The organism is Pseudomonas sp. H9 (assembly GCF_004353925.1).
Lineage (GTDB): Bacteria > Pseudomonadota > Gammaproteobacteria > Pseudomonadales > Pseudomonadaceae > Aquipseudomonas.
The window spans coordinates 101,144-119,411 of sequence record NZ_SMOK01000013.1; the positions used below are offsets into that span (position 1 = coordinate 101,144).

21 protein-coding genes are annotated in these 18,268 nt (G+C 58.8%); 11 read left to right on the forward strand and 10 right to left on the reverse strand.

Features of this window, described 5'->3' with window-relative positions; all coding sequences use genetic code 11:
- Positions 1 to 89: 89 nt before the first annotated feature.
- The 7 genes from rpe (at position 90) to E1573_RS13060 (ending at position 6,451) form a co-directional block, all read left to right on the forward strand.
- Complete coding sequence (gene rpe / locus E1573_RS13030) at positions 90 to 764, forward strand: ribulose-phosphate 3-epimerase (protein ID WP_133214264.1); 675 nt, start codon at positions 90 to 92, stop codon at positions 762 to 764.
- A complete protein-coding gene (locus E1573_RS13035; protein ID WP_133214266.1) occupies positions 761 to 1,579 on the forward strand; it encodes a phosphoglycolate phosphatase in 819 nt (272 codons plus the stop codon). The genes rpe and E1573_RS13035 overlap by 4 nt, the downstream gene beginning before the upstream one ends.
- A 69-nt stretch (positions 1,580 to 1,648) precedes the next feature.
- A complete protein-coding gene (trpE, locus tag E1573_RS13040; protein WP_133214268.1) occupies positions 1,649 to 3,130 on the forward strand; it encodes an anthranilate synthase component I in 1,482 nt (493 codons plus the stop codon).
- Between the two features lie 77 nt (positions 3,131 to 3,207).
- Positions 3,208 to 3,801: an aminodeoxychorismate/anthranilate synthase component II gene (locus E1573_RS13045; protein ID WP_133214270.1), complete on the forward strand. Its 594-nt coding sequence runs from the start codon at positions 3,208 to 3,210 to the stop codon at positions 3,799 to 3,801.
- 9 nt (positions 3,802 to 3,810) lie between these two features.
- Entirely contained in the window at positions 3,811 to 4,860 is a 1,050-nt protein-coding gene (gene trpD, locus E1573_RS13050; protein WP_133214272.1) for an anthranilate phosphoribosyltransferase, read from the forward strand.
- Positions 4,857 to 5,693, forward strand: a complete 837-nt coding sequence (gene trpC, locus E1573_RS13055; protein ID WP_133214274.1) for an indole-3-glycerol phosphate synthase TrpC — start codon at positions 4,857 to 4,859, stop codon at positions 5,691 to 5,693. Before trpD ends, trpC begins: the two co-directional genes overlap by 4 nt.
- Positions 5,694 to 5,746: 53 nt before the next feature.
- The gene (locus E1573_RS13060) at positions 5,747 to 6,451 is read left to right on the forward strand and encodes a lipoate--protein ligase family protein (protein WP_133214276.1); all 705 of its coding nucleotides are present in this window, start codon (positions 5,747 to 5,749) and stop codon (positions 6,449 to 6,451) included.
- Here the strand turns inward: E1573_RS13060 and crp are convergent.
- Positions 6,448 to 7,092, reverse strand: coding sequence for a cAMP-activated global transcriptional regulator CRP (gene crp, locus E1573_RS13065; protein ID WP_133214278.1), 645 nt, complete (start codon positions 7,090 to 7,092; stop codon positions 6,448 to 6,450). The two genes, E1573_RS13060 and crp, sit on opposite strands and share 4 nt — an antisense overlap.
- A gap of 190 nt (positions 7,093 to 7,282) precedes the next feature.
- Here crp and E1573_RS13070 point away from each other — a divergent pair, with 190 nt between their 5' ends.
- Complete coding sequence (locus E1573_RS13070) at positions 7,283 to 7,705, forward strand: OsmC family protein (protein WP_133214280.1); 423 nt, start codon at positions 7,283 to 7,285, stop codon at positions 7,703 to 7,705.
- An 85-nt stretch (positions 7,706 to 7,790) separates the two neighbouring features.
- On the opposite strand, the gene E1573_RS13075 is transcribed toward E1573_RS13070, so the two are convergent.
- From E1573_RS13075 to hemJ, 6 genes are all read right to left on the reverse strand, one after another.
- A complete protein-coding gene (locus tag E1573_RS13075; protein ID WP_133214282.1) occupies positions 7,791 to 8,831 on the reverse strand; it encodes a DUF2157 domain-containing protein in 1,041 nt (346 codons plus the stop codon).
- Positions 8,832 to 8,842: 11 nt separating this feature from the next.
- Entirely contained in the window at positions 8,843 to 9,490 is a 648-nt protein-coding gene (coq7, locus tag E1573_RS13080; RefSeq protein WP_133214284.1) for a 2-polyprenyl-3-methyl-6-methoxy-1,4-benzoquinone monooxygenase, read from the reverse strand.
- 65 nt (positions 9,491 to 9,555) lie between these two features.
- Positions 9,556 to 9,894, reverse strand: coding sequence for a histidine triad nucleotide-binding protein (locus tag E1573_RS13085; protein ID WP_045199336.1), 339 nt, complete (start codon positions 9,892 to 9,894; stop codon positions 9,556 to 9,558).
- A gap of 71 nt (positions 9,895 to 9,965) precedes the next feature.
- On the reverse strand, positions 9,966 to 10,739 hold the full coding sequence (locus E1573_RS13090; protein ID WP_133214286.1) for an SDR family oxidoreductase: 774 nt from the start codon (positions 10,737 to 10,739) through the stop codon (positions 9,966 to 9,968).
- Positions 10,740 to 10,848: 109 nt separating this feature from the next.
- Positions 10,849 to 11,805, reverse strand: coding sequence for a nitronate monooxygenase family protein (locus E1573_RS13095; protein ID WP_133214288.1), 957 nt, complete (start codon positions 11,803 to 11,805; stop codon positions 10,849 to 10,851).
- Between the two features lie 33 nt (positions 11,806 to 11,838).
- Positions 11,839 to 12,264: a protoporphyrinogen oxidase HemJ gene (gene hemJ / locus E1573_RS13100; protein WP_133214289.1), complete on the reverse strand. Its 426-nt coding sequence runs from the start codon at positions 12,262 to 12,264 to the stop codon at positions 11,839 to 11,841.
- 142 nt (positions 12,265 to 12,406) lie between these two features.
- On the opposite strand from hemJ, the gene argC reads away from it, so the two are divergent.
- Both argC and erpA read left to right on the forward strand, forming a co-directional pair.
- Positions 12,407 to 13,441 (forward strand): N-acetyl-gamma-glutamyl-phosphate reductase, encoded by a 1,035-nt coding sequence (argC, locus tag E1573_RS13105; protein WP_133214291.1) that lies wholly within the window; start codon positions 12,407 to 12,409, stop codon positions 13,439 to 13,441.
- A gap of 165 nt (positions 13,442 to 13,606) precedes the next feature.
- Positions 13,607 to 13,957, forward strand: a complete 351-nt coding sequence (gene erpA, locus E1573_RS13110) for an iron-sulfur cluster insertion protein ErpA (protein ID WP_028942121.1) — start codon at positions 13,607 to 13,609, stop codon at positions 13,955 to 13,957.
- A 57-nt stretch (positions 13,958 to 14,014) separates the two neighbouring features.
- On the opposite strand, the gene E1573_RS13115 is transcribed toward erpA, so the two are convergent.
- Positions 14,015 to 15,106 carry an anhydro-N-acetylmuramic acid kinase gene (locus E1573_RS13115; protein WP_133214293.1) on the reverse strand — a complete coding sequence of 364 codons (1,092 nt, stop codon included), beginning with the start codon at positions 15,104 to 15,106 and terminating at the stop codon, positions 14,015 to 14,017.
- Positions 15,107 to 15,109: 3 nt separating this feature from the next.
- Positions 15,110 to 16,549, reverse strand: coding sequence for a peptidoglycan DD-metalloendopeptidase family protein (locus E1573_RS13120; RefSeq protein WP_133214295.1), 1,440 nt, complete (start codon positions 16,547 to 16,549; stop codon positions 15,110 to 15,112).
- Positions 16,550 to 16,758: 209 nt separating this feature from the next.
- On the opposite strand from E1573_RS13120, the gene tyrS reads away from it, so the two are divergent.
- A complete protein-coding gene (tyrS, locus tag E1573_RS13130) occupies positions 16,759 to 17,958 on the forward strand; it encodes a tyrosine--tRNA ligase (RefSeq protein WP_133214297.1) in 1,200 nt (399 codons plus the stop codon).
- A 91-nt stretch (positions 17,959 to 18,049) separates the two neighbouring features.
- Here tyrS and E1573_RS26885 read toward each other — a convergent pair.
- Positions 18,050 to 18,268 (reverse strand): hypothetical protein (locus tag E1573_RS26885; RefSeq protein ID WP_218568377.1); only part of this gene is annotated, 219 nt, incomplete at its 5' end.

Below are 18,268 nucleotides of genomic sequence, written 5' to 3' on the forward strand. Positions count from 1 at the left end.
ATCCGACGACCGCTTTGATACCGGTCAGCCGATGGCTATTCGCCTGAGGTACAATGCGCGCCACCGTGATTCTGCCCTACAGGTGCGCCATGCAGCCCTACGCTATTGCCCCCTCTATTCTTTCTGCCGATTTCGCCCGTCTGGGTGAGGAAGTCGACAATGTACTGGCCGCGGGTGCCGACATTGTTCACTTCGACGTGATGGACAACCACTACGTACCGAACCTGACGATTGGCCCTATGGTCTGCACCGCGCTGCGCAAGTACGGCATTACCGCGCCAATTGACGTGCACCTGATGGTCAGCCCGGTCGACCGCATTATCGGCGACTTCATCGAAGCAGGTGCCAGCTACATTACCTTCCATCCGGAAGCTACCCTGCACATCGATCGTTCACTACAGTTGATCCGTGACGGTGGTTGCAAAGCCGGCCTGGTGTTCAACCCGGCAACCCCGCTCGACACCCTCAAGTACGTCATGGACAAGGTCGACATGATCCTGCTGATGAGCGTCAACCCAGGTTTTGGCGGTCAGAAATTCATCCCCGGCACCCTCGACAAGCTGCGTGAAGCGCGTGCGCTGATCGATGCCAGCGGCCGCGACATCCGCCTGGAAATCGACGGCGGGGTGAATGTGAACAACATTCGTGAGATCGCTGCCGCTGGCGCCGATACGTTCGTCGCCGGCTCGGCCATCTTCAATGCGCCGAACTACCAGGAAGTGATTGCCAAGATGCATGCCGAACTGGCCCTGGCCCGCCCATGAGTGGCTTCGAGCAGCTGTTTCCCGGTGCGCTGCCCAAACTGGTGATGTTTGATCTGGACGGTACCCTGATCGATTCGGTACCAGACCTGGCCGCAGCGGTAGACCACATGCTGCTCGAAATGGGGCGCAAGCCCGCTGGCCTGGAGGCAGTACGCCACTGGGTCGGCAATGGTGCCCCGGTGCTGGTGCGCCGGGCCCTGGCAGGTGGGCTGGACCATGCCGCTGTCGATGACGACGAGGCAGAAAAGGGCCTGGAGTTGTTTATGCAGGCCTATGCCGACAACCACCAGCTGACTGTGGTGTACCCCGGTGCGCGTGACACCCTCAAGTGGTTGCACAAGCAGGGCGTGGAGATGGCCCTGATCACCAACAAGCCGGAGCGCTTTGTCGCGCCGTTGCTTGATCAAATGAAAATCGGTCGTTATTTCCGCTGGATCATTGGTGGCGATACGCTGCCGCAGAAGAAGCCTGATCCGGCAGCTTTATTGTTCGTCATGAAAATGGCCAACGTCCCGGCTGAAGCCGCCTTGTTCGTTGGCGACTCGCGCAGCGATGTGCTGGCGGCGAAAGCTGCTGGCGTCAAATGTGTGGGCCTGACCTATGGCTACAATCACGGGCGGCCAATCAGCGAAGAAGGGCCGTGCATGGTCATCGATGACCTGCGCGCACTGTTGCCCGGTTGCTTAGATGCGGCCACTGGGATAACGTTGGCGGACGTTCATTCCTCCTCAGATCGAGATTCCATCGTGGCGGTTACCGGCAAACTCTGGATGAAAGTTATCAAGGCCTTGGCCCGTTGGCGTTGGCGCGCCTGACTTTTATCTGCCGACCCCTGTCGGCCCGTTTGCCTATTCGACCTATTTGCTGTTTGCCACGAGGCTATCATGACCCGCGAAGAATTCCTGCGCCTGGCCGCTGCCGGCTATAACCGTATCCCCTTGGCCTGCGAGACACTCGCCGACTTCGACACGCCGCTGTCGATTTACCTGAAACTGGCCGACCAGCCTAACTCCTACCTGCTTGAGTCTGTTCAAGGTGGTGAGAAGTGGGGGCGTTATTCGATCATCGGTTTGCCGTGCCGCACCGTGCTGCGTGTGCATGACCATCAGGTGCGGATCACCCATGACGGCGTCGAAGTTGAGCAGCATGAGGTGGAAGATCCGCTGAGCTTCGTCGAAGCCTTCAAAGAACGCTACAAGGTGCCAACTATCGCTGGCCTGCCGCGTTTCAACGGTGGCCTGGTCGGCTATTTCGGCTACGACTGCGTGCGCTATGTCGAGAAACGTCTGGGCAAGTGCCCGAATCCTGACCCTTTGGGTGTGCCGGACATCTTGTTGATGGTGTCCGACGCCGTCGTGGTGTTCGACAACCTGGCGGGCAAGATGCACGCCATCGTGTTGGTCGACCCCGCCCAGGAGCAGGCCTACGAAAACGGCCTGGCGCGTCTGGAGGAGCTACTCGAGCAACTGCGCCAACCGATCACTCCACGCCGTGGTCTGGAGCTCGGTGGGCCAGCCGCAGCCGAGCCGGCGTTCCGCTCCAGCTTCACCCAAAGCGACTACGAGCGTGCGGTCGATACCATCAAGGAATACATCCTGGCTGGCGACTGCATGCAAGTGGTGCCGTCGCAGCGGATGTCGATCGACTTCAAGGCCGCCCCCATCGACCTGTACCGGGCGTTGCGCTGCTTCAACCCGACACCGTATATGTACTTCTTCAATTTCGGTGACTTCCATGTGGTGGGCAGTTCGCCAGAGGTACTGGTCCGGGTCGAAGACAACCTGGTAACCGTTCGTCCGATCGCCGGCACCCGCCCACGCGGTGCGACTGAAGAGGCGGACCGGGCGCTGGAAGAAGATCTGCTGTCAGACGACAAGGAAATCGCCGAGCACCTGATGCTGATCGACCTTGGCCGTAATGACGCCGGTCGGGTGTCGGCAACCGGTACGGTCAAGGTCACCGAGAAAATGGTGATTGAGCGTTACTCTAACGTCATGCACATCGTGTCCAACGTTACCGGTGAACTGAAGGAAGGCCTCAGCGCGATGGATGCATTGCGCGCCATCTTGCCCGCCGGGACCTTGTCTGGGGCGCCGAAAATTCGCGCCATGGAAATCATCGATGAGCTGGAGCCGGTCAAGCGTGGCGTCTACGGCGGTGCTGTCGGCTACTTTGCCTGGAACGGCAACATGGACACCGCCATTGCAATTCGCACCGCGGTCATCAAGGACGGCGAACTGCATGTTCAGGCCGGTGGCGGCATCGTCGCCGACTCAGTGCCAGCACTGGAATGGGAAGAAACCATCAATAAACGCCGGGCGATGTTCCGGGCGGTGGCGCTGGCCGAACAGACGCCACGTAGCTGATTGAAACCCACGGCGCCTACCGTGCGCCGTCTTGCGCCTGTTCACCCGGCGAACTTGATTCTAGAGGTTGTACCCAGATGCTACTGATGATCGACAACTACGACTCCTTCACCTACAACGTCGTGCAATACCTCGGCGAGTTGGGTGCAGAGGTCAAAGTCATTCGCAACGACGAACTGACTATCGCCCAGATTGAAGCCCTGAACCCCGAGCGCATTGTGGTCTCTCCGGGTCCATGCACTCCAACCGAGGCTGGCGTTTCCATCGAAGCCATTCTGCACTTTGCTGGCAAGCTGCCAATCCTCGGCGTGTGCCTGGGCCACCAGTCCATTGGTCAGGCCTTCGGCGGCGATGTCGTACGGGCTCGCCAAGTGATGCACGGCAAAACCAGCCCGGTTTTCCACAGGGATCTGGGTGTATTTGCCGGCCTGAACAACCCGCTGACGGTTACCCGCTACCATTCACTGGTGGTTAAGCGCGAAACCTTGCCTGAGTGCCTGGAGGTTACGGCCTGGACGGCGCTGGAAGACGGCTCGGTTGATGAGATCATGGGCCTGCGCCACAAAACCCTGAATATAGAAGGGGTGCAGTTCCACCCTGAGTCGATTCTCACCGAGCAGGGCCACGAGCTGTTCGCCAACTTCCTCAAACAGACCGGCGGCCGCCGCTAAGGATCGATCATGGATATCAAGAGTGCGCTCAGCCGCATCGTCGGCCACCTGGACCTGAGCACTGAAGAAATGCGCGATGTCATGCGCGAAATCATGACCGGTCAGTGCACCGAAGCGCAGATCGGCGCTTTCATGATGGGTATGCGCATGAAAAGCGAAAGCATCGATGAAATCGTCGGTGCGGTAACCGCTATGCGTGAACTGGCTGAGAAGGTCGAACTGCAGTCCCTCGACGGTGTGGTCGACATCGTCGGCACCGGGGGTGATGGCGCCAATATCTTCAACGTGTCCACCGCTTCAGCCTTCGTTCTCGCGGCGGCCGGCTGCACCGTGGCCAAGCACGGTAACCGTGCAGTCTCTGGCAAGAGCGGCAGCGCCGATCTGTTGGAGGCGGCAGGAATTTACCTGAACCTGACACCTGTGCAGGTAGCGCGCTGCATCGATAGCCTCGGCATCGGCTTCATGTTCGCCCAGACCCATCACAAGGCGATGAAATTCGCTGCTGGCCCGCGTCGAGACTTGGGTCTGCGTACCCTGTTTAACATGCTTGGCCCGCTTACGAATCCGGCCGGGGTTAAACACCAGGTGGTCGGTGTGTTCACTCAGGCCCTGTGCCGTCCATTGGCCGAAGTCCTGCAGCGCCTGGGCAGCAAGCATGTGCTGGTGGTGCACTCGAAAGACGGCCTGGACGAGTTCAGCCTGGCAGCGCCGACCTTTGTCGCCGAGCTGAAAAATGACCAGATCACAGAGTATTGGGTCGAACCGGAAGACCTCGGTATGAAGAGCCAGAGCCTGCATGGCCTGGCAGTTGAAGGCCCGCAGGCGTCACTGGATCTGATCCGCGATGCGCTGGGCCGACGCAAAACCGAAAACGGCCAAAAGGCCGCTGAAATGATTGTGCTCAACGCTGGCGCAGCGCTCTATGCCGCTGATCATGCAATGAGCCTCAAATCCGGTGTCGAACTGGCCCATGACGTGCTGTACACCGGGCTGGCCTGGGAGAAGCTGCAAGAGCTGGGCGCCTTTACTGCGGTATTCAAGGTGGAGAATGAAGGATGAGTGTACCGACGGTTTTGGAAAACATTCTGGCGCGTAAAGTCCAGGAAGTCGCCGAGCGTAGCGCTCGCGTGAGTCTTGCCGAGCTTGAGCGTCTGGCTGCCGCCGCCGATGCACCGCGTGGGTTCGCCAAAGCGCTGATCGAACAGGCGAAGCGCAAGCAGCCTGCGGTGATTGCCGAGATCAAAAAAGCCTCACCGAGCAAAGGTGTGATCCGCGAGAACTTCGTGCCTGCCGACATCGCTGTCAGTTACGAAAAAGGCGGCGCGACCTGCCTGTCGGTACTGACGGATGTCGATTATTTCCAGGGCGCCGATGTGTACCTGCAACAAGCGCGTGCAGCCTGCAAGCTGCCAGTGATCCGCAAGGACTTCATGATCGACCCGTATCAGATCGTCGAAGCCCGCGCCTTGGGCGCCGACTGCGTGCTGCTCATCGTTGCCGCGTTGGATGACGTGAAAATGGCCGAGCTGGCTGCTACAGCGAAAAGTGTCGGCCTGGATGTGCTGGTCGAAGTGCATGACGGTGACGAGCTGGAGCGGGCGCTGAAAACCCTCGATACGCCGCTGGTCGGTGTCAACAACCGCAACCTGCACACCTTTGACGTCAGCCTGGAAACCACTCTCGACCTGCTGCCACGTATTCCCCGTGACCGCCTGGCAATCACCGAAAGCGGTATTCTCAACCGTGCAGATGTCGAGCTGATGGAAATCAACGAGGTCTACTCGTTCCTGGTCGGCGAAGCCTTCATGCGTGCCGAGCATCCTGGGCTGGAGTTGCAGCGCCTGTTCTTCCCTGAACGCGCAGTGCAGAATCTGGTGCCTGAACTGGATTGATTCGACGATGAAGCCGGCATTGCCGGCTTTTTTGTATCTACAAGGTTGCTGTGATGACTGATCAAATACTGGATGTGACTGTCGAGGCCGGATTGCAGGCCGAACAGGATCTGCTGGCGGCCGTGTGCAAAGGCGAAAAAGAATACGGCCTGTTGTTCTGGCGTCCGACGGATCGTGCCTTGGTCATGCCTCGGCGCATGAGTCGCCTGGAGGGGTTCGAGGCTGCTTGTGCCGAGCTGGCGATTGCCGGATGGCCGGTGCTGTTGCGCGAAACCGGGGGCGAGCCGGTGCCTCAGTCGCCAGCTGTGATCAACATCGCCTTGATTTATGTCGCGCCACGCAGCGAAGGCGATCATGGGCGTATCGAAAATGCCTACGAACGTCTGTGCCTGCCGTTGTGTGATGTATTGCGCGAATGGGGCGGGTTGGCGTCAGTTGGGGAAATTGAAGGGGCGTTCTGTGACGGCCGCTACAACGTTAATCTCAATGGCCGCAAGCTTGTAGGTACCGCTCAGCGCTGGCGACAGGGGCTCAATGGCAAGCGTCCGGTGGTGCTGGTGCATGGCGCCTTGCTGTTGGACAACGAGCGTGAGTCGATGGTGGCTGCGGTCAATCGCTTCAACGAATGTTGCGAGTTGGAACAGCGTTGCCTCGCCGACAGCCACATCGCGCTGCACGAAGTTGTGCCCCAGGCGCCAGTGCTTGAGCGCCTTGGCCAGGCCTATGCGGACGTCATCAAGGGCATCGCTCGCGATTAGCGGGTGCCAAAGACCACCATGGTCTTGCCTTTGACGTGAACCAGGCTGCGTTCTTCAAGGTCTTTGAGTACGCGGCCGACCATCTCTCGTGAACAACCGACGATTCGACCAATCTCCTGACGGGTGATCTTGATCTGCATGCCGTCAGGGTGGGTCATGGCATCGGGTTGCTTGCACAGCTCCAGCAAGCAGCGGGCAACGCGCCCGGTAACATCGAAAAAGGCCAGGTCGCCGACTTTTCGGGTGGTATTGCGTAAGCGTTGCGCCATCTGACTGCCCAGCGCATAGAGAATGTCCGGATCCTGACGGGCCAGCTCGCGGAATTTCTCGTAACTGATTTCTGCTACCTCGCACTCGCTTTTTGCTCGCACCCAGGCACTGCGTCGCTGTTCCTGCCCGGTTGGCTCAAACAAACCCAGCTCACCAAAGAAATCACCGCTGTTGAGGTAGGCAATGATCATTTCATGGCCGTCGTCATCCTCAATCAAGATAGTTACCGAGCCTTTGACGATGAAAGACAGGGAGTCGGCTTTATCGCCGGCACAGAGAATGTTGCTCTTGGCCGCAAAGCGGCGCCGCTGGCAATGGGCGAGCAGCTTGTCGATGTTCTTGATCTTGGCTGGAAGGGCTGAGGCGACCATGGCTGAATCCCGGTAAGAGGCAACGCTTGTAAACTTTTATAGGTTGTCTGGCGTGCTGCGCCAGTGATTTGGCGTCAGCTTATCAGACACTTGTTGGTATATCGGCAGATTTACTCGCACGCTTGAGCTTTTCCGTCGGCCTTTCTGGGTCTAAGCTGGCAGCCTTTTTTCAAACAAGGGAGTCCAGGTGATGAAGGCGCGTATCCAGTGGGCAGGTGAAGCCATGTTTCTGGGTGAATCGGGTAGTGGCCATGTTGTGGTCATGGACGGCCCGCCCGAGGCCGGCGGGCGTAACCTGGGTGTTCGACCCATGGAAATGCTGCTGTTGGGCCTGGGTGGCTGCAGCAACTTCGATGTGGTCAGCATCCTGAAGAAGTCCCGCCAGGCAGTGGAAAGCTGCGAAGCCTTCCTGGATGCCGAGCGCGCCAGCGAGGATCCGAAGGTGTTCACCAAGATTCACCTGAACTTCGTGGTCAAGGGTCGTGGCCTCAAAGAGGCTCAGGTCAAGCGTGCGGTAGAACTGTCGGCAGAGAAATACTGCTCGGCGTCGATCATGCTTGGCCGTGCAGGCGTTGAGATCACCCACAGCTACGAGATTGTCGAACTCGGCTGATCAGTACATCCCGGTGGGAGCGTGCTTGCCCCGCGATGCGGTCTATCAAACACACCGCATCGCGGGGCAAGCCCGCTCTCACCGTCTATCGGCGTAGCGCAGGCAGCAATTGCTGCAGGCCAACTGGCAGCTTGGACCGCAAGCGAACAGTCAATGCTTCCCGATGCTTCTGGTACAACAATCCCAGCGCAATGACCCCCAGGCCGATCACGCTCAGTACCACCGGGAACAGCAGGGAATCGGCAAACACTTCGTACGACAGATAACCCAGATACGCCGCTACGCCCATGGCCCCAAAGACCATGAACATCGGCCTGCGCAACAAGACCGCCACGCCCATCAGACCTACGTTGATCAGGCAATACAGGGCTTTGTTCAACTCGCTGTCGCTCTCCATCAGGCTAAGCCCAAACCAAAAAGCGAGTAGCCCGGCAAGATAACCCCAGAACGCAAAGTCCTGCCGGGTACGCCCATCGATCACCAGGAACACGGCTAGCAACACCAGGCCGAACCACAACGACACGGCCAGGCGTTGTTCCCAGGTGAAGGTATGGCCGTAAAACCACTCACTCAGGTCCATGGACATAAACCACAAGGCCACAGCGATGGGCATGACGATGAAGGGGAAGGGGATCAAGCGCAGCATTAGCAGGCCAGCGACAACCGTTGCCGCTTCCATCAACAGCCAGCCTGCCTGCACGTAGGAGTAGTAGTTATGGTAACCGGTCTGAGTGTCATCAAGTGGCCAGATGCCGGTAAGCCGTTCTACCGCGAAAACCGCCAGTGGCACGATACTGACGGCCACCGCTGCAAGTACGCCGGCCGGGATGATCTGGCCGCGGCGTTGCATTAGCAAGCCGGCGAAGGTCAGGCAAACGATATAAGCCAATGCGATTACCAGCAACGCCACATCGCCAATGCGCATCCAGGCTTCGGTGAGTAACCAGCCCATGGCAGCCATGATCAGCAGTGCGCCAAGGTAGAACGCAACATGGGCTAATTGGAAGCTAGGCTGTGTACCGGGTTGGCGTTTGAGAAACTCAAGCAGCGCCTGATCCTGGCCTGGGTTCAGAACGCCTGCACTGACCGCTCGGGCCAGATCCTTGGCATCGAAACGTTCCTTCATGATGGTATGACCTAAATACGGTAGGTACTTTTGGTCATGACCTTGGCCATCAGGCTCATGCCAAAACGTACGGGGGCAGGGAAGCGATAGCCGCCAGCCTCCAGGGCTGATTCGGCGTGTTGTTCTTCATCGACGCGCATTTGTTCAAGAATCGCCCGGGATTTTTCATCCTCGCTCGGAATCTGCTCCAGATGTTCGTCCAGATGTTTGCATACCTGATGCTCGGTGGCGGCAACGAACCCCAGGCTGACTTTATCGCTGACCAAGCCGGCCAACGCACCGATGCCGAACGACATGCCGTAAAACAGCGGGTTCAGCACGCTAGGGTGGCTGCCCAACTGACGGATGCGCTGTTCGCACCAGGCCAGGTGATCGATCTCTTCTTCGGCCGCATGCTCCATGGCCTTGCGTACTTGTGGCAACTTGGCGGTCAACGCCTGGCCCTGGTAGAGCGCCTGAGCGCAGACTTCACCGGTATGGTTGATGCGCATCAGCCCGGCCACATGGCGGGTTTGAGTATCGTCCAGGCTGACATCCGGCTGGATGATAGCCGGAGAAGGGCGGGATGGTTGGCCGCTGAAGGGCAGCAAGGTGCGCATGGCTGTATCGGCCTGCAGCAACAAGCGGTCGAGCGGCGAGTATTGACGTTCGGTAGCCATCGGGCACCTCCGCAAGAATGTGCCCGATAGTTTACCGCAATCGTGAAGATCGGGCTTGTCCTGGATCAGCCCGGCGGCCAGTGCATCTGGCGCTGACCCAGCACGTGCATGTGGATGTGGTAGACCGTCTGGCCACCCAGTTCGTTGCAGTTCATCACCACGCGGAAACCGTCTTCGCAGCCCAGCTCTTTGGCCAGACGCTGTGCGGTGAACAGGATATGCCCGGCCAGACCTTTATCTTCTTCGGTCAGGTCATTGAGCGTACGAATCGGCTTTTTCGGGATGACCAGAAAATGAACCGGCGCTTGTGGCGCGATATCGTGGAAGGCCAGAACCTGGTCGTCCTCGTAGATGATCTTGGCCGGGATTTCCCGGTTGATGATCTTGGTGAACAGAGTATCCACTACGGTTGCTCCATGTGAGAGGTCGGGCTTGAGTGTACTCAGGCCGAGTGGTGACGCCCAGCCCTGCGTCTTCAGCGTGGGCAGTAGGCCTGATTGATTGCGCCGGACAGCTTGCGCACCATCCAGCGCGACAACAGGCGGGGGCTGAACGCCAGCCACCGATTGCGTCGCCCGGGGATGATCAGAGCGCGGTTCTTGTCCAAGGCGCGAACGGTGTACAGGGCTACTTCTTCCGGGCTCAGGCAGCGTTGGCCCTTCTCCAGGCGCGGGATTTTGCGCAGCGGCGAGCGGACCGGGCCTGGGCACAGCACCGAGACCTTGATACCGGTGCGTTTGAGCTCTTCGCGAAGGCCTTCGGAAAAGTGCAACACATAGGCCTTGCTCGCGGCATAACTGCTCATCCAGGGCCCAGGGGCAAAGGCAGCAAGGGACGCGACGTTGAGGATCTGCCCGCCGCCCTGAACGGCCATGGCATTGCCCAGCGCATGGCATAGCCGGGTCAAGGCGAGGATATTCACTTCGATCAGGTCCTGCTCGTCGCCCCATTCTTGGGCCAGGAACGGACCGTAGGTACGAATCCCGGCACAGTTGACCAGCAGATCAATCCTTCGCTCACTCTCTTCAAGCTCCAGCAGAAACCCGGACAAGCGCAGTGGTTCGCCCAGATCGCAGGCGCGAAACAGTACTTCAACGCCAAAGCGTTGGGTGAGTTCGATAGCAATGCTTTCCAGCGGGTCGCGCTGACGTGCCACCAGGATCAGGTTGCGTCCCCGACGAGCCAGCGCCTCGGCCAGTGCCAGGCCTAAGCCACTGGACGCACCGGTGATCATGGCGTAACGGGTCATGCAGTTCTCCAGGGGGAAGGGCGGCCAAAGCGCGCAGTTTACTGAGGTTTGTGTGCCGATGAGAGCGTAAGGGTATTACTCATGCAGCCGTCCAGTGCCGTAGTAAGGCTCAACCTGGCCAGTGATGGCTCAGGGCTGCAGCGGAGGCCTGGGCCTGGCGGTATTCGTCATCCAGACTGGTGATCAGTTGCTCGACAGAGCACAGACTGTCGATGGCACCGACGCCTTGACCTGCCGACCAGACGGTCTTCCAGGCTTTGGCCTCATCGTGAATGGGTTTGAGCTTGGCTTCGGTGTGACTACGTAAGGCCGCCATGTCAAAACCGGCGGCTTCCAGACTCTGACGCATGAAGCTGGCAGGCACCCCGGAAACCGCAGCAGTGTGGATGATATCGGCTGCCTTGGCCTCTAGCATCATTTCTTTGTACGGGCCTGGGGCCTGGCTTTCGTGTGTCGCGATAAAGCGGGTACCCAGGTAGGCGAGGTCTGCACCCAGCAACTGTGCAGCGAGAACCTCGTGGCCTCGGTTGATGCAGCCGGCCAACAGCAGTGTCTTGTCGAAGAACTGGCGGATTTCGGCGATCAGTGCGAAGGGGCTCCAGGTGCCAGCATGGCCCCCCGCACCAGCGGCCACAGCAATCAAGCCGTCTACGCCAGCCTCGGCAGCTTTTTCGGCATGGCGCCGAGTGGTGACGTCATGGAACACCAGGCCGCCGTAACTGTGCACAGCATCAACCAACTCCTTCACCGCCCCGAGGCTGGTAATGACGATGGGGACTTTATGCTCTACACACAGCGCCAGGTCTGCCTGCAGGCGTGGATTGCTCTGGTGCACGATCAGGTTGACCGCATAGGGGGCTGGTTTTTCCAGCGATGCCAGGCCTGTTTCGATTTCCTCAAGCCAGGCTTTGAAGCCGCCGCTGTCACGCTGATTCAGCGCCGGGAAACTGCCGACGATTCCATTGGTACAACAGGCGAGCACCAGTTGCGGGTTGGAGATCAGAAACATGGGGGCCGCAACCACCGGCAGGCGCAAGCGTTGTTCAAGCAGGGCAGGCAATGACATGGCAAGTTTCCCGAGGCTGAGTAAGGGCTTAGGTTAGAACGGTTTGACCACCACCAGAATTACGACCGCCAGCAGAATCAGTACCGGCACTTCGTTAAACCAACGGTAGAACACGTGGCTGCGTGTGTTTTCACCGCGCGCGAAGCGTTTGAGTTGAGCTCCACACATGTGGTGGTAGCCAATCAACAGAATCACCAGGGTGAGTTTGGCGTGCATCCAGCCCTGGCTGAGAAAGCCGGGAGTCAGGCTCATCAGCCAGATACCAAAGACCAGCGTGGCAATCATCGACGGGAGCATGATGCCGCGATACAGCTTGCGCTCCATGGTGATGAAGCGCTCCTGGCTGATGCTGTCCTGGCTTTGCGCGTGATAGACAAACAAGCGCGGCAGGTAGAACAGCCCGGCAAACCAGCAGACCACGCTGACGATGTGCAGCGCTTTGATCCAGAGAAATAGCATGGAGTTGAGTTCCTTCAGGGTTCACGGTCGTCAGATAGTAGAGGCTAGGCGCCTGGCGGGCCATCTCAACAGTTGTAGGCGTGTTTCCGGCCCCCTATTATCGTGGGCTTTCCTGTAGGTTCGTTGATAAGGGGCACGCGTTATGGTCAAGGTCGGTATCGTTGGCGGCACGGGTTACACCGGCGTCGAATTGCTGCGTTTGTTGGCGCAGCATCCACAGGCAGAGGTCGCGGTCATTACGTCGCGTTCCGAGGCTGGCCTTGCGGTGGCCGATATGTACCCGAACCTGCGTGGTCATTACGATGGCCTGGCTTTCAGCGTGCCTGATGTGAAAACCCTGGCAGCCTGTGACGTGGTCTTCTTCGCCACCCCTCACGGTGTTGCACATGCATTGGCAGGTGAATTGCTGGCCGCCGGCACTAAGGTCATTGACCTGTCTGCCGACTTCCGCCTGCAGGACGCCGATGAATGGGCCAAATGGTACGGCCAGCCCCATGGTGCTCCTGAGCTGCTCAAAGATGCGGTCTATGGTCTGCCTGAAGTTAACCGCGAGCAGATCCGCCAGGCGCGCCTGATCGCCGTCCCGGGTTGCTACCCGACAGCAACCCAGCTGGGCTTCCTGCCGCTGTTGGAGGCTGGTATTGCTGATGCTTCGCGCTTGATCGCCGACTGCAAGTCAGGTGTGAGCGGGGCTGGTCGCGGGGCCTCGGTTGGCTCGCTGTTCTGTGAGGCGGGTGAAAGCATGAAGGCTTATGCCGTCAAAGGTCACCGCCACCTGCCGGAAATCACCCAAGGCCTGCGCCGGGCTGCTGGTGGTGAGGTTGGCCTGACATTTGTGCCGCACCTGACGCCAATGATCCGTGGTATCCACTCCACCCTGTACGCAACCGTCGCCGACACCTCGGTCGATCTGCAAGCACTGTTCGAGAAGCGCTACGCCGATGAGCCGTTCGTCGATGTGATGCCTGCCGGCAGTCACCCTGAAACCCGCAGCGTTCGCGGCGCCAACGTCTGCCGCATCGCCGTGCACCGCCCGCAGGGTGGTGATCTGGTGGTGGTGTTGTCGGTCATCGACAACCTGGTCAAAGGCGCGTCGGGCCAGGCAGTACAGAACCTCAACATCCTCTTCGGGCTGGATGAGCGCATGGGCCTGTCGCACGCCGGTCTGTTGCCTTAAGCCCGCAGCGGCAAGCCAGAAGCTACAAGCTAAGGCCTTGGGCAATTAGCTTGTAGCTTGCAGCTAATCACTTACAGCTTTCGTATTCTTGACCGATTTTCTCGGAGAAGCGGATAATGCGCGTCATCACGCATTATGGCGGCATAGCGCCGGGAGATAGTCAGCATGAGCGTCGAATCCTTCACCCCCGTGGCATTGCAGTTCACTGAGGGTGCAGCGCACAAGGTGAAGACCCTGGTCGATGAAGAAGGCAACGATCGCCTGAAGTTGCGAGTGTTCGTGACCGGTGGCGGTTGCTCGGGTTTTCAGTACGGTTTTACTTTCGATGAAGACGTCGCTGAAGACGACACCATTGTTGAGCGCGAAGGCGTGGCTTTGGTAGTTGATCCGATGAGCTTCCAGTACCTGGCAGGAGCCGAAGTGGATTACCAGGAAGGCCTGGAAGGCTCGCGTTTTGTCATCAAGAACCCGAATGCCAGCACCACCTGTGGCTGCGGCTCTTCGTTCTCGATCTGACGACAGGGTAGTGACCGCAAACGCCGCGCATATGCGCGGCGTTTTACTTTGTGCGGATCAGGCGGGGTAAATGGCGCCAAGTACCCGTAGGCCACGGGCACCAGTGACGCTGGGGCGATTGCCCGGGATACCTTGCAGGCAGCAATGGGCGAGCCAGGCAAAAGCCATAGCCTCGACCCAGTCAGGGTCAACGCCGTGAGCTGCAGTGCTGCTGACGCGAGCACGAGGTAGCAGCGCAGCCATGCGCTCCATCAGTGCGCTGTTGTGCGCGCCGCCGCCACAAACGAGCAGCGCCTGGGTGTCTTCCTGAGCACCTTGCAGAGAGCTGACAATACTGTGAGCGGTGAGCTCCAGCAGCGTGGCCTGGACATCAGCATCGGTGATCGATGGTTGAGTAGCCAGGTGGCGCATGAGCCAGGGCAAGTTGAACACTTCGCGTCCGGTACTCTTCGGGCCAGTACCGGCAAAGAACGGATCACTCAGCAGGCTGGCCAGAAGGTTAGCGTTCACCGCACCGCTGGCTGCCCACGCACCATTGGCGTCATAACGTTGGCCTTGTTTTTCCTGAATCCAGGCGTCGAGCAAAACGTTACCCGGGCCGCAATCGAAGCCACTGACCGGCTTGTCCTGTTCGATCAGGCTGAGATTACTGAAGCCGCCGACATTGAGTACCGCCAGGCGTTGTCCTTGAAGCTCGAACAGGGCCTCATGAAATGCCGGAACCAGTGGCGCACCCTGGCCGCCCGCTGCGACATCGCGTCGACGAAAATCACCGACGACACAGATACCGGTAAGCTCGGCCAGTAAGGCTGGGTTGCCGATCTGAATGGTGAATCCACGAGCCGGTTCGTGGCGAATGGTCTGGCCATGGCTACCAATCGCACGGATATCGGAGGGTTTGAGGTTATGGGCCGTCAGCAGATGGGCGATGCCCTCGGCTGCCAGAGCTACCCATTGGGCTTCGGCTAGCGCCGCGCGGGCGATTTCGTCCGGCCCGCTGGCGCACAGGTCCAGCAGGTCCTGGCGCAACGCTGCTGGCATGGGAATGTAATGAGTGGCGAGCAGGCTGGTGCGCTGCTCCTGCTTGATCAATGCGATGTCCAGGCCATCAAGGCTGGTCCCGGACATCACCCCCAGATACAGGGCCATTGATTAGCGCTTATTAGACGCGAGCATGGTTGCTTTTTCCTGGTTCATGCGAGCCACCAAAGGTTGACTCTGCTGCAGGAAACGCTGGCGCTCGGCTTTGGCAATCGGGTCAGCCATCGGCAACTTCTGTCCCAGTGGGTCGACGTGAACGCCGTTTACCTGGAACTCATAGTGCAGGTGCGGCCCAGTAGAGAGGCCGGTAGTGCCGATGTAACCGATCACCTGGCCTTGCTTGACGGTGCCGCCCGTCTTCACGCCCTTGGCAAAGCCTTGCATGTGGCCGTAGAGCGTTTGGTAGCGGTTGCCGTGCTGAATGATGACGGTGTTGCCGTAACCACCGCGACGTCCGGCGAGCAATACCTTGCCATCACCAGCCGCCTTGATTGGCGTGCCACGCGGCGCGGCATAGTCAACGCCTTTGTGGGCGCGGATCTTGTTGAGGATCGGGTGCTTGCGCCCGGCCGAGAAGCGCGAGCTAATGCGAGCAAAATCAACCGGGGTACGGATGAACGCCTTGCGCATGCTGTTGCCATCAGCAGTGTAGTAGCTGGTGTTGCCCTGCTTGTTGGTGTAACGGACCGCGGTGAACGTCTTGCCACGGTTGGTGAAGCGCGCGGAAAGAATGTTGCCGTTGCCTACCACCTTGCCGTCCATGACCTTTTGCTCATAGATCACGTCGAATTCGTCGCCCTGGCGAATATCCTGAGCGAAGTCGATGTCGTAGCCAAAGATGCGCGCCATATCCATGGTCAGGCTATGCGGCAGGCCGGCGCGCTGGCCACTGGCCGACAGCGAGCTCTTGATGACGCCGTGGGCGTAAGCCGAACGCACAACCGGTTTGCTCACTTCGCGGTTGAAGGCGTAACCGTTTGCGCTTTTGGTCAGGCGTATGGTTTCAAGGTTGCTGACTTTGCTGTGCAGGCTGGCCAACTGACCGTCTTTATCCAGTTCGATTTGCAGTACCTGGCCGCTTTTGAGCTGGCTGAACTGCTTGGCTTGCTTGTTACTAGCCAGTACTTCGTGCACGGCGGCAGCTGGCAGACCGACCTTGGCAAACAGCGTCGACAGGGTGTCGCCACGGCCAACGGTGACTTCGCGGTGGCTTGGAGTCTGGGCAGCTTCGGCCGGCTCGGCAGGGGCTGGCGCAGGCGCCGGAGCGGGCTCAACCTTGGCGGTTTCCTCGGTAGGTGCGGCGCTGTTGTCAATCTGTGCGAAAGGCGATCCGTTGGATGCTTCGGCGGTTTGCGTCAGTGGCGCTTCCGGTTCTTGCTTGAGTTGCTCGGCAGGGCTTTCCAGCTCGAGGTTCAAGGTGGTTTTCTTGGCTTCTACCTCGCTGGATGGGAACACCAGCAAGGCCAGGCTGAGTAAGGCGGCGATGCCGCTGGCGGCCAACAGATGGCTCTTCGGATAAAGCGGGGGCGCTTTAGGCGGTTCGTTGGTCATAGATGAATTGACTTTGAAATAGATGAATTGGAAAAGATGAATGACATGATGAAGATGAAATAACTGTATAAAATATAACCAAATCCCTTCCAGCGCAAGGGCGCAGACGTCATCAGTCGGCTACCGGGTCACATCCGGGCCAAAAACTTGTAATTGATGGCTGATCTTGTATGGTTGGGGCCCTTTGAATCTGAGCCTGCGGGTCTGTTATGAAGTCGGTTGAAGAGCAGCTAGCGCTGATCAAGCGTGGTGCGGAAGAGGTACTGGTAGAGTCCGAGTTGGTCGAGAAGCTCAAGCGCGGGCAGCCGCTGCGGATCAAGGCGGGTTTTGACCCGACCGCTCCTGATCTGCACCTGGGGCATACCGTCCTGATCAACAAGCTGCGCCAGTTCCAGGATTTGGGGCACCAGGTGATCTTCCTGATCGGTGACTTCACCGGCATGATCGGCGACCCGAGCGGTAAGAGCGCTACGCGTCCGCCGCTGACCCGCGAGCAGGTGCTGGATAACGCCGAGACATATAAGCAGCAGGTGTTCAAGATTCTCGACCCGGCCAAAACCGAAGTCGCGTTCAACTCCACCTGGATGGACAAGCTGACCCCAGCAGACTTCATTCGTCTGGCCTCGCAGTACACTGTGGCGCGCATGCTCGAGCGTGACGACTTCGACAAGCGCTACACCACCAATCAGCCGATCGCCATTCATGAGTTTCTCTACCCGTTGGTACAGGGCTATGACTCGGTCGCACTCAAGGCGGATGTCGAGCTGGGTGGTACCGACCAGAAGTTCAACCTTCTGATGGGCCGTGAATTGCAGCGCTCCTACGGTCAGGAAGCGCAGAACATTGTGACCATGCCGCTGCTTGAAGGGTTGGATGGCATCAAGAAGATGTCCAAGTCGCTGGGCAACTACGTTGGCATTCAGGAAGCGCCGGGCGTGATGTACAGCAAGCTGGTCTCGATTCCTGACACGTTGATGTGGCGCTACTTCGAGCTGCTGAGCTTCCGCTCGATGGAAGAGATCGATGCGTTCCGTGCTGACGTCGCTGCTGGTGCCAACCCGCGTGATATCAAGATCAAGCTGGCAGAAGAGATCGTTGCACGTTTCCATGGTGAAGAGGCGGCGGCGAACGCTCACCGTGGTGCGGGTAATCGGATGAAAGATGGCGAGCTGCCAGAAGATCTGCCGGAGATCGAAGTGCTGGCGAGTGAAGAGATGCCAATCTCTGCCGTCCTTAATAAGGCGGGCCTGGTGAAGAACTCGGCAGCTGCGCGCGATTTGCTGGCTGCTGGCAGTGTTCGGGTTGATGGCGAGGTCGTAGATCGCGGCTTCGTATTTGCTCTGGGTGCAACGCATGTTTGCCAGGCGGGTAAAAAGGCTTTCGCGCGCATCACGCTCAAAGCCGAGTAACGCTACCTATATATAGGTAGCGACAAGCTTGAAGCTGCAAGCTACGAGTGGGCGGTGTGCTTGCTTTAACTTGCCGCTTTTAGCTTGTGGCTTATAGCTGCAAAGCCCCCGCCGAAACAAAATTGAAATAAGTGCTTGACGCCCCCTCAGATCTCTCTATAATTCGCCCCACTTCCGGCGCAGTCGGAACGGAAAACTCCTTGAGATTCAATGAGTTAGATGTTCCAGGTAGTACCGGAAGGGCTTCGATCGAAAGATCGGCAGCGGTGAAAAAGGTGGTTGACAGCGAATTGAAACGCTGTAGAATTCG

Bases quoted from the DNA above. Each gene is read 5' to 3' on its own strand.
- rpe (WP_133214264.1), top strand. From the start codon at position 90: ATGCAGCCCTACGCTATTGCCCCCTCTATTCTTTCTGCCGATTTCGCC.
- E1573_RS13035 (WP_133214266.1), top strand. From the start codon at position 761: ATGAGTGGCTTCGAGCAGCTGTTTCCCGGTGCGCTGCCCAAACTGGTG.
- trpE (WP_133214268.1), top strand. From the start codon at position 1,649: ATGACCCGCGAAGAATTCCTGCGCCTGGCCGCTGCCGGCTATAACCGT.
- E1573_RS13045 (WP_133214270.1), top strand. From the start codon at position 3,208: ATGCTACTGATGATCGACAACTACGACTCCTTCACCTACAACGTCGTG.
- trpD (WP_133214272.1), top strand. From the start codon at position 3,811: ATGGATATCAAGAGTGCGCTCAGCCGCATCGTCGGCCACCTGGACCTG.
- trpC (WP_133214274.1), top strand. From the start codon at position 4,857: ATGAGTGTACCGACGGTTTTGGAAAACATTCTGGCGCGTAAAGTCCAG.
- E1573_RS13060 (WP_133214276.1), top strand. From the start codon at position 5,747: ATGACTGATCAAATACTGGATGTGACTGTCGAGGCCGGATTGCAGGCC.
- crp (WP_133214278.1), bottom strand. From the start codon at position 7,092: ATGGTCGCCTCAGCCCTTCCAGCCAAGATCAAGAACATCGACAAGCTG.
- E1573_RS13070 (WP_133214280.1), top strand. From the start codon at position 7,283: ATGAAGGCGCGTATCCAGTGGGCAGGTGAAGCCATGTTTCTGGGTGAA.
- E1573_RS13075 (WP_133214282.1), bottom strand. From the start codon at position 8,831: ATGAAGGAACGTTTCGATGCCAAGGATCTGGCCCGAGCGGTCAGTGCA.
- coq7 (WP_133214284.1), bottom strand. From the start codon at position 9,490: ATGGCTACCGAACGTCAATACTCGCCGCTCGACCGCTTGTTGCTGCAG.
- E1573_RS13090 (WP_133214286.1), bottom strand. From the start codon at position 10,739: ATGACCCGTTACGCCATGATCACCGGTGCGTCCAGTGGCTTAGGCCTG.
- E1573_RS13095 (WP_133214288.1), bottom strand. From the start codon at position 11,805: ATGTCATTGCCTGCCCTGCTTGAACAACGCTTGCGCCTGCCGGTGGTT.
- hemJ (WP_133214289.1), bottom strand. From the start codon at position 12,264: ATGCTATTTCTCTGGATCAAAGCGCTGCACATCGTCAGCGTGGTCTGC.
- argC (WP_133214291.1), top strand. From the start codon at position 12,407: ATGGTCAAGGTCGGTATCGTTGGCGGCACGGGTTACACCGGCGTCGAA.
- erpA (WP_028942121.1), top strand. From the start codon at position 13,607: ATGAGCGTCGAATCCTTCACCCCCGTGGCATTGCAGTTCACTGAGGGT.
- E1573_RS13115 (WP_133214293.1), bottom strand. From the start codon at position 15,106: ATGGCCCTGTATCTGGGGGTGATGTCCGGGACCAGCCTTGATGGCCTG.
- E1573_RS13120 (WP_133214295.1), bottom strand. From the start codon at position 16,549: ATGACCAACGAACCGCCTAAAGCGCCCCCGCTTTATCCGAAGAGCCAT.
- tyrS (WP_133214297.1), top strand. From the start codon at position 16,759: ATGAAGTCGGTTGAAGAGCAGCTAGCGCTGATCAAGCGTGGTGCGGAA.